We start from the raw sequence: 9,802 nt of genomic DNA on the forward strand, positions 1-9,802 counted from the left end.
TACTGCGACCACGCGTACGCTCCGGCGGACTCGTATCTCGTGACGTACGACTGCGACAACGAGCTGGACGAGCAGAAGTTCGCCCCACGGCCGTGGCCTGGTCGGCAGTGGACGCAGGCCGGCACCCGCTGGCGCCGTGCCGGGAACGCCTGCTGCCGGGTCGCCGGGAGGCATCGTCCGCTCGGTGGCCGCCGGCCCGGCACTCGCCGGTGTGTACGGCGTCGACGTGCGTCCGGTTGAGCCCGTACTGGATCAGCCGCTCAGCAGGAGCCGGCCACAACTCCGAGCTCGGAGCCGTTCTGCCTTGCGTCACTCCTCCACCGTGATCCAGCCGTCGATCCGGGCAAGGGCCGCCGTCGCCCGCTGGCCCGCCACGCGCCGTGCTTGCGTCTCGGATCGGCTCCTTCACCCCGTAGGGAGCCGGAAGCCAAAGGCACTGTGCGGCTGTGCGCGCGTAAGGAGGCGAAGCCGCGCCAGTGGCCTGGTCTCCACGCACGCTTCGGTGACGTCCCCCATGGAACCTGCCGGTCCGGGCGGCCGTACAACCATTCGACGTCCTGCCCCGTCTGGAAAGGCGGTTTTCTCGCGTTGTTCATGGCGGGTGTTCGTGAGCTTTGGAGGGGGTTCCGTGAGAGCGGGCGAGGTTCGACGACGAGTACGAGCTGCGGTCGGCGCGGTGGCGGTCACCGCGGCGGTGGGTGTGCCGTCCGGGCATGCCGTCGCGGCCGGGGCGGGGCTGGAAGTCGCCGCGGATTCCGGCAACTACACCCTGGAGGCCCTGCCTTACACGGACATGGACCCGAACTCCTGGCGTGCGGTGACGCTGACCAACACGGGCACGACGAAGATCACGTCGTACACGCTCACCGTCGACTACAGCTCGCTCCACGGAGTCGTGGACGTCGCCGCCCCCTTCTCCGGATGCGAGAAGAAGACCGAGGGCGTCCTGGTCTGCAAAGGCGCGGACGCCCCCGCGCCCGGCAAGACGACCAGGCTGGGTGGATTCCGGGTGCGCAGTCTGAAGGGTGCGCAGGGCGGAACCACCGGCGAGATCCGAGTCAGCGGAGAAGCCGACGGTGCCGAGATCGCCGAGAGGGTGTGGAAGGTCGACATCAAGGACAGCGGGTTCGTCCAGGACCGCGTGACGGGAGCCGTGAACGGCAAGGTGAAGCCCGGCGCCGAAGTGCATCCGGGCGCGGGCTTCACCTACTTCGGCGCGCATGAGCTCAAGGGAACCGACCTCTACATGTACGCCGGGCGTGCGTCGTTCAAGCAGGAGCACAGCAACTGCCAGTACGGCACGATGCAGGTCCACATGTTCGACGACCCGAACGGGGAGCCCACCGACGTGTCGTTCCCGGCGGCCGTCTGTCACTTCGACAACACGATCGAGGTGGGCGACTCCTTCGACCTGTCCCCGGGTCCGCTCAGGATCGACGACGCGGCACGCAGCGCCATCTGGTACGCCCAGCCGGGTGCCACCGACCGGCTGAAGGAGCTTACCGACGTCCACACCGGCAGCGGCCCGGAGCTGAAGCTCGTGCCGCGCCCGGACGATGCCCCGCGGGGGGAGCCGAAGGCGAACCTGTACGGAGTCAGCTACCAGGTCGACAACACGGCCGACATCGAGGCCGTCGGTGCCTCGGCAAAGGGACGGCCGGGCCAGGTGGTCACGGTGGACGTCGGGTACCGCAACAACGGTCCCGGCGGCATGCCCACCTGGAACGGCAGCGAGCCCATCGAGGATCCTTCGGTGGAGACCACGGTCACCGTTCCCCAGGGCACGACCGTGGTGAAGGCACCGACAAGGTGCCGGAGGAACGACACCCACAAGAGCGAGGCCGGCGGCCGCAGCTACCACTGTGTGGGGAAGAACACCGAATGGTGGGTCGGTCCGGGCGAACGCCTCGTGTGGTCGTTCGGCCTGCGCATCGAGAAGGCGTCCGCGCTCAAGCCCGGCAAGGTCTCGCTGAAGGTGCTGCCCGAGCATGACAGCGACCCCAAGAACGACACCGCCGCCATCACCGTGAAGGCGCCGGGCGCGGCGGGTGATACCGGTGGCTCCGACGGCGGCGGAAACGGGACTTCCCAAGGCCCGACGGGGGGCACGTCCGGCTCGGGGTCCGGCGGCGGGTCCGGGTCCACCGGGGGCGTCCACGACACGTCGCCCACTGCCACACCCACCGGGTCCATGGCGGCCACGGGCGCCGGGTCCTTGCCGTGGATCGCCGCAACGACGGGCGTCCTCGCCGTGGGTGCCGGCACGGTGCTGTTCCTCGCTGCACGCCGACGTCGACGGTCCTGAGCACCCCTCGCCCGTCCGGCGGTCATGAGCGCCTCTCGCCCTGTCCGGCCGTCCTGAGTGTCTCCCGGCCGCTTCGGCGTCCGGTCTGGCGACAACGGCTCGATCCTCGCCCCCGGGTGTCAGTCAACGACGCACCCGGACCAACGATCGGTGATCCGAAGAAACGGCCTAGCGCACCGCCGGCCCGCCGCGTTCGGCGGAGTTCATGAAGTCCAGCATCAGGCGGTTGGCGCGCTCCGCGTGGTCGATCTGCGGTCCGTGGCCGGTGCGGGAGATGATCTCGGCCCTGGCGCCGGGGATCACGCGGGGAACGCGTTCGGCCTGCCGGTCCGGGTGCACCAGGAGGCTGCGCCTGCCGAGGACCAGGTACAACGGCGTGCGGATGGCGCCGAGTTCGGCCTCGGTCAGGGGCTGCGGCACGGGCCGGCGGATGCGGTAGGCCCGCACACCTGCCCTGATCATGGCGCGCAGCTCCGGCACGACGAGGACCGGCTGCTCCAGCCAGGACGCGAGGCGGGGCCGGAACCGCTTGGGCGCGAAGGTCGCGAACAGGCTGACGAAGATCCACACGAAGAAGCGCAGCCCCACCTTCTCCAGACCGCCCGGGTCGAGCAGTGTGACCGAGGCCAGCCGCCCCGGTCCCCGGTGGGCCTGGTTCAGCGCGAGCCACCCGCCGTACGAGGAGCCGACGAGGTGCACCCGGTCCAGGCCGAGACCGGCGAGTGTCTCGTCGAGCCATCGCGCGGCGTTCCCGGGCTCGTGGATGGGTGCGCGCTGCACGCTGCGGCCGGGATCGCCCGGGGTGTCGATCGCGTAGACGGGCCGTTCGGCGCTGAGGGCGGGGGTGTTGGGGTACCACATGGCGGAGCAGGAGCCGGCGCCGTGGACGAGGACGACGGGGGTGCGCTCACGGGCGGCCGGGTCCTCGGGGTCGTAGCGGTAGACGTGCGTGGTCCCGTACGACGTCTCCACGTCCGTCTCCCAGGACGCGGGCGCTCCCAGCGCGTAGACGGCGTCGCAGGCCGCGAAGTAGCGCTCGCGCCAGGCGTCGCTGACGTAGCGGCCGATGTCGGGCTGGGGACGGGCGCTTGCGGGGTCGGGCACGGCTACCTCCGGGCAGACGGGTCTTCGACGGTCTTCGATGGTCTGGGACGGTCTTCTGCATTCTTTGTGGTACGAACGTACCACGTTGGTGGTACGGCTGTATCATCAACGGGAGGGTGCAGGGAGCACGGAGCGCAGAGCGGAGACGGACGATGCCCAAGCGCGTGGATCACGCGGAACGGCGGACCGAGATCGCGGAGGCCCTCGTCCGGGCCGCCGGACGGCTCGGGCTGCACGCGGTCGGGATGCGCGACGTGGCGGCCGAGGCCGGCGTGTCACTCCGGCTGGTGCAGTACTACTTCGAGTCCAAGGAGAAGCTGCTGCTCTTCGGACTGCGCCATCTGGCGGGGAAGTTCGGGGAGCGGGTGGCCGCCCGGGTCCGCGCGGCCGGCGACGCTCCCGGACCACGGGCGGTGATCGAGGCGCTCCTGACGGCGGCCCTGCCGGTCGACGAGGAGAGCCGCGTCTTCCACCACCTCTACACCTCGTACGCCGTCCTGTCCGTGACCGACCGGGCCCTCGCCGCCCAGCCGTTCATCAAGGATCCGGACGCCGCCGAGGCCACCGTGACCGGGCTGCTGCGGCAGGCGGCGGACGCCGGGCTGCTGCGGCCCGGGGTGGATCCCCGCACCGAGGCCGTCGGACTGCTGGCCATGTCCGCGGGGCTCGGCACCGGCGTCCTGGTCGGCCAGCGGGACGCGGACTCCGCCACCGCCGTCCTCACCTACCACCTGGACCGGATCTTCCCGGCCACGGACGCGCGTTAGGGCGTGCCGGCGGCGAGCGCGCCCTCCAGGGTCAGCAGCCACACCTTGCGTTCGGCTCCGCCCGCGTACCCGGTCATCGCCCCGTTCGCACCGATGACCCGGTGGCACGGCCGCACGATCAGCAGGGGGTTGGCGCCGACCGCGCCGCCGACGGCGCGAACCGCCGCGCGCGGTGCGCCGATCCGCGCGGCGATCTGCCCATAGGTGACGGTGGCGCCGTACGGCACCTCGTCCAGCGCCGCCCACACCCGCTGCCGGAACCCGGTGCCGTGCGCGTTCAACGGCAGCCGGAACTCGGTGAGTTCACCGGTGAAGTAGGCGGCGAGCTGGTCCGCGGCGGCGCGGAACGGACCCGTGTCGTGCCGCCAGCCGTCCCGCACCGTCCGCCCGCCCTTCTGCCCGGGCACGGACAGCGAGGTGAGCGCCCCGTCCGCGTCGGCGGTGAGCAGCAACGGGCCCACGGGAGCGTCCAGTCGGGCCCAGTACACGCCGGTCATCGGCTCCACTCCCCTGCCCTGCGCAGATGCTGGACGGCGTACGAGCGCCAGGGCCGCCAGTCGTCGGGCACCCGCGGACCGGGCGGGGCGACGTCCGGATCGCCGAGGGCGCGCACGCGGAGGGCGGCGACGGTCGCCGGGTCCATGCCGGGCAGGGCGAGCAGGGCCTCCTGCGCGTCGTCCCGGTCGGCTCCCGGGTCCAGTCGTACGGTGCCGTCCGCGAGGGCGGCGGCCAGCGCGCCCAGCAGGCCGCCGGGCTCGGCCTCGGCGAGGACGGCGGGCTCGGGGAAGAGATGGGTGAGGCTGCCGCAGGGCGCGTCGAGCACCTTGCCGTACCGGCGCACCAGCTCCTGCGCGCCCTCCCTTCCGACCAGGGCGCGGACGGCCGGCTCCAGCGGGTCCACGCTGCCGGGCGAGCGCAGTCCGGGCCGGGCGGCGACCAGCGGGGCCAGCCGCGGGTCGGCGCCGAGCCGCTCGTCGACGGCGTACGGGTCGGCGTCAAGGTCGAACAGCCGCCGCAGCCGCTGCACGGCGGTGGTGAGGTCCCTGGGGTCGGTCAGACGCAGCCGCGCGTCCAGCCAGCCGCCCGGACGGGTATCGGCGTTGCCCCCGGACATCCGGGTGCGCTCCTCGACGGCGACGAGCCCGGTGCCGTACGGCAGCCGCAGCGTGCGCCGGTAGGTACGGCCGCCCGGCGCGCCGGAAACCTCCTCGACGCCGGTGACCGCCTCCTCGGCGAGCTGGTCGAAGACGGCGCCGGCCTGGTACGGGCCCCGGTAGGCGAGCCGCAGCGGTATCCCGGCGCCCGGCGTGGACCGGCGCACCCCCCGGCCCCGCGCACCGCCCCGGCCGCGGTGGGCGGCGGCCCGCAGCTGGGTCGGCGTCGAGGCGTACACCTCCCGGACGGTGTCGTTGAACTGCCGCACGCTGGCGAACCCGGACGCGAACGCGATCTCCGTGACCGGCAGGTCGGTGGTCTGCAGCAGCACCCGCGCGGTGTGCGCCCGCTGCGCCCGGGCGAGCGCCACGGGCCCGGCGCCCAGCTCGGCGGTGAGCTGCCGCTGGACCTGCCGGGCGCTGTACCCGAGCCGCGCGGCGAGCCCGGCGACGCCCTCGCGGTCCACGACACCGTCGGCGATCAGCCGCATGGCCCGCCCCACGGCGTCCGCCCGCACGTCCCACTGCGCCGACCCCGGCACGGCGTCCGGCCGGCACCGCCGGCAGGCCCGGAACCCCGAGCCCTGTGCGGCGGCGGCCGTCGGGAAGAACCGCACGTTGCGCCGCTTCGGCGTCACCGCCGGGCAGCTGGGCCGGCAGTAGATCCCGGTGGTCTCGACAGCGAAGAAGAAGACCCCGTCGAACCGCCCGTCCCGACTGCGCACCGCCTCGTACCTGGTGTCCTCGTCCATCACGGGTTCCAGTGTGGGGCGGACGGGAGGGTGGGGGCCAGCGGGATTCGGACGTCGCCCTGGGCCCGTGAGGAGGCGCGCCCCGGGCGTACACGGCCGCCGGCTGCGGGCAGCGGTGCCGCGAAGGCGGAGCCCACCCGGCAGCGCCCGCCGTACCTGCCGGCACGCCGTGCCGACAGGGGCGGCACGGGCGGCACGGGCGGCACGGGCGGCACGGGCGGCACGGGCGGCACGGTGGCGCAGGTGGCGCAGGTGGCGCAGCGCGCAGGTGCCGAAGGGCGCCGAAGGGCCGAGGGTGGGCGCTGGAAGTACCCCTGCGGGGAGGCACCCCGTCGGCGCGGGGTGGCGACGCCCACCCCGCGCCGGCCTGCGCACCGGGCGCCTAGTGGAATCGCCCTCGCTTGGCCTCCATCGCGGCCCTGCCGGCGGCACCCTTCCTCTTCCAGTCCCGCCGAAGCTCCGCACGGACCCGCGCATCCGTCTTCGCCACGATCCACTGGTTCTCCCGCACGAGTTTCCGGTAGCTCTCCAGCCGCCGCACCGCGAGCTCCCCGCTCTCCACGGCGGAGCGCACCGCGCAGTCCGGCTCGCTGTCGTGCGCGCAGTCGTGGAAACGGCACCGCTCCGCGAGTTCCTCGATCTCGGCGAACACCTGGCCGACACCGCTCTCGGCGTCGTACAGACCCACGCCCCGCAGCCCGGGCGTGTCGATGAGGACCCCGCCGGAGGGCAGGACGAGCAGGTTACGGGTGGTCGTGGTGTGCCGGCCCTTGCCGTCGACGTCCCGCGCGGCCCGTACGTCCATGACGTCCGCACCGACGAGCGCGTTGGCCAGCGTGGACTTGCCCGCGCCGGACTGGCCCAGCAGCACGGACGTACCGGAGCCGACCAGCGCGACGACGGCGTCGAGCCCCTCGCCGTGCAGCGCGCTGACGGTGAGCACCGGCACGCCGGGCGCGCTCGTCCCGACGTCCTGGACCAGGTGGGCCAGGGTGACCGGGTCGGGCACCAGGTCGGCCTTGGTGAGGACGACGACGGGCTGGGCGCCGGACTCCCAGGCGAGGGCGAGGAAGCGTTCGACGCGGCCGAGGTCGAGGTCGACGGCGAGTGACACGGCGACGACGGCGTGGTCGACGTTGGCGGCGAGGATCTGCCCGTCGGACCGCTTGGAGGAGGTGGAGCGCACGAAGGCGGTGCGGCGCGGCAGATACGCCCGCACGTACCGCGGATCGCCGTCCGGGTCGACGGCGACCCAGTCCCCCGTGCACACGACCTTCATCGGGTCGCGGGGCACGACGAACTCGGTGTCGGCGCGGACGGTGCCGACGGGGGTGACGACGTCGCACTGGCCGCGGTCGACCCGTACGACACGACCGGGCAGGAGGCCCTGCTCGGCACAGGGGGCGAACTCGGCTTCCCAGCCCTCGTCCCAGCCGTAGGCGGCGAGAGGGTGCGACGAAACCGAAGGAGAGGACGAAACGGAAGGAGAGGAGGAATTCAAGGGGAACCCTTCACAAGGGCGGCCCCGGCTCCGCGCACGTGTGCGCTGTGGGAAAGGTCAGCCGGAGACCACGGAGGTGGAGTGGATGATCTTCAGGTCGCGGGCAGCGCCCCTCACAGAGACAGCCATCGGTCACACCTCCCGTTCCTCATCCGGTCGACAGCGGCGGCCAACGGCCGCCGTGCGAAGCGGTCTTCACCGTAGAGCGGCACACGGCCGAGTGCCACCGATTTAATCCGTCCCCGCCCGCACGAAGGGCTCCGACGAACCCCGGCGCGCCCCGGCGGACCACCGCGGTCCGCCGGGCTGTGCTAGGGTTGCGGAGTTGCAGTTGTGGTACCCATGAACCTATGTGCGCCTGACGGGAATGTTTCTCCTTCAGGCGCATTATTTGTTTTTTCCGGCGTCTCCGGATGGGGCCTCTGCCTACAGAACGGAGAAGGTCATGGCACAGGGAACCGTGAAGTGGTTCAACTCTGAAAAGGGTTTCGGCTTCATCCAGCAGGACGGCGGCGGTCCCGACGTCTTCGCCCACTACTCGAACATCGCGACCCAGGGCTTCCGTGAGCTCCAGGAGGGCCAGCGGGTCTCCTTCGACGTCACGCCGGGCCAGAAGGGTCCGCAGGCGGAGAACATCGTCCCCGCCTGATCGCCGGACGCGTATCCGCTCACCGGGGTTCCGCACCGCCATGGTGCGGACCCCGGTTTGTGCTGTTTCCAGGAAGGCAGACCACCGCATGTCCCGCAGGCCCCAGAAGTCGAACCGGCGCCCCTCGTCACCCCGACCGTCCGTATCGTCACCGCGTGAGTTCCGGCTGCCGGAAAGTACGACGCCCGCGCTTCCCGCCGTCGAGGACTTCGCCGGTCTGGACATGCCCGCGGGGCTGTTGAAGACCCTCACCGCGCAGGGCGTGACCACCCCCTTCCCCATCCAGGCCGCCACGCTGCCCAACTCGATCGCCGGCCGTGACCTGCTGGGACGGGGACGCACCGGCTCCGGCAAGACCCTCGCGTTCGGGCTCGCGCTCCTGGCCCGCACGGCCGGACTGCGCGCGCAGCCCAAGGCACCCCTCGCCCTCGTGCTGGTGCCCACCCGTGAACTGGCCCAGCAGGTGACCGACGCGCTGACCCCCTACGCGACGGCGGTCAGCCTCCGGCTGGCCACCGTGGTCGGCGGGCTGTCCATCACCAGGCAGGCCGATGCGCTCCGGCGCGGCGCCGAGGTGCTCGTGGCGACCCCCGGCAGGCTCAACGACCTCGTGGAACGCGGGGACTGCGTGCTCGACCAGGTACGCATCACGGTGCTGGACGAAGCCGACCAGATGACCGACATGGGGTTCCTGCCGCAGATCACCAAGCTGATCCAGCTCGTACGGCCCGACGGACAGCGCATGCTCTTCTCGGCCACCCTGGACCGCAACATCGACCGCCTGGTGCAGCGGTTCCTGACCGACCCCGTGGTGCACTCCGTGGACCCGTCCGCGGGGGCGGTGACCACCATGGAGCACCACGTGCTCCACCTCCAGGACGAGACCGACAAGAAGGCGGTCACCACGCGCATCGCCGCCCGTGACGGCCGGGTCATCCTGTTCCTCGACACCAAGAGGTCCGCCGACCGCCTCACCAAGCGGCTGCTGGCCGTGGGGGTCCGCGCGGCGGCACTGCACGGGGGCCGCTCCCAGCCGCAGCGCAACCGCACCCTGGAGCAGTTCAAGAACGGCCAGGTCACCGCGCTGGTGGCGACGAACGTCGCGGCCCGGGGCATACACATCGACGACCTCGACCTGGTCGTGAACGTCGATCCCCCCACCGACCACAAGGACTACCTGCACCGGGGCGGGCGCACGGCCCGTGCCGGCGGCTCCGGCAGCGTGGTCACCCTGGTCTTGCCCGACCAGAAACGGGACGTCACCCGGCTCATGTCGGACGCGGGCATCCGCCCCCGAACGGCGCGCCTCACCTCGGGCGACGCGGAACTGGCCACCATCACCGGCGCCCGCGAGCCCTCCGGGGTGCCGGTCACCCTCGAGGTCCCCCAGCCGGCGACACCGCCGGGGTCCCGGCCGGACCGGAAGGCCGGCACGAAGCCCGGCAGGCGATCCGGCCGCCGACGCCGGAACGGCGGCGGCTCGGTGAGGGTGACCGGCAGGGCGAATTCCTGTCGGCGCGGGGCGGGGCGTGTGCCCTGGCCGGTCTTTCGTCCGGTACCCGGGCGGGGA

The 9,802-nt window shown here is 72.5% G+C and carries 9 protein-coding genes; 5 read left to right on the top strand and 4 right to left on the bottom strand.

Annotated elements, in window-relative coordinates; translation table 11 throughout:
• Both ACWC94_RS37305 and ACWC94_RS37310 read left to right on the top strand, forming a co-directional pair.
• Nucleotides 1-240 (top strand): hypothetical protein (locus ACWC94_RS37305; protein WP_450801728.1); only part of this gene is annotated, 240 nt, incomplete at its 5' end.
• 436 nt (nt 241-676) lie between these two features.
• Nucleotides 677-2,305, top strand: a complete 1,629-nt coding sequence (locus ACWC94_RS37310; protein ID WP_450801729.1) for a hypothetical protein — start codon at nt 677-679, stop codon at nt 2,303-2,305.
• A 168-nt stretch (nt 2,306-2,473) separates the two neighbouring features.
• Here the strand turns inward: ACWC94_RS37310 and ACWC94_RS37315 are convergent, their stop codons facing one another.
• The gene (locus tag ACWC94_RS37315) at nt 2,474-3,409 is read right to left on the bottom strand and encodes an alpha/beta fold hydrolase (RefSeq protein WP_450801730.1); all 936 of its coding nucleotides are present in this window, start codon (nt 3,407-3,409) and stop codon (nt 2,474-2,476) included.
• 152 nt (nt 3,410-3,561) lie between these two features.
• On the opposite strand from ACWC94_RS37315, the gene ACWC94_RS37320 reads away from it, so the two are divergent.
• Nucleotides 3,562-4,176, top strand: a complete 615-nt coding sequence (locus tag ACWC94_RS37320) for a TetR/AcrR family transcriptional regulator (RefSeq protein ID WP_450801731.1) — start codon at nt 3,562-3,564, stop codon at nt 4,174-4,176.
• On the opposite strand, the gene ACWC94_RS37325 is transcribed toward ACWC94_RS37320, so the two are convergent.
• From ACWC94_RS37325 to rsgA, 3 genes are all read right to left on the bottom strand, one after another.
• Nucleotides 4,173-4,673: a methylated-DNA--[protein]-cysteine S-methyltransferase gene (locus tag ACWC94_RS37325; protein WP_450801732.1), complete on the bottom strand. Its 501-nt coding sequence runs from the start codon at nt 4,671-4,673 to the stop codon at nt 4,173-4,175. The genes ACWC94_RS37320 and ACWC94_RS37325 overlap by 4 nt on opposite strands.
• Entirely contained in the window at nt 4,670-6,082 is a 1,413-nt protein-coding gene (locus ACWC94_RS37330) for a DNA-3-methyladenine glycosylase 2 family protein (RefSeq protein WP_450801739.1), read from the bottom strand. The genes ACWC94_RS37325 and ACWC94_RS37330 overlap by 4 nt, the downstream gene beginning before the upstream one ends.
• Before the next feature lie 382 nt (nt 6,083-6,464).
• On the bottom strand, nt 6,465-7,583 hold the full coding sequence (rsgA, locus tag ACWC94_RS37335) for a ribosome small subunit-dependent GTPase A (protein ID WP_450801733.1): 1,119 nt from the start codon (nt 7,581-7,583) through the stop codon (nt 6,465-6,467).
• A gap of 445 nt (nt 7,584-8,028) precedes the next feature.
• Here rsgA and ACWC94_RS37340 point away from each other — a divergent pair, with 445 nt between their 5' ends.
• Nucleotides 8,029-8,232, top strand: coding sequence for a cold-shock protein (locus ACWC94_RS37340; RefSeq protein WP_450801734.1), 204 nt, complete (start codon nt 8,029-8,031; stop codon nt 8,230-8,232).
• Between the two features lie 88 nt (nt 8,233-8,320).
• Nucleotides 8,321-9,802, top strand: a 1,482-nt coding sequence (locus tag ACWC94_RS37345) for a DEAD/DEAH box helicase (protein WP_450801735.1), incomplete at its 3' end; no start/stop codon positions are given.

The sequence above is a fragment of the Streptomyces sp. NPDC001135 genome (assembly GCF_053598395.1).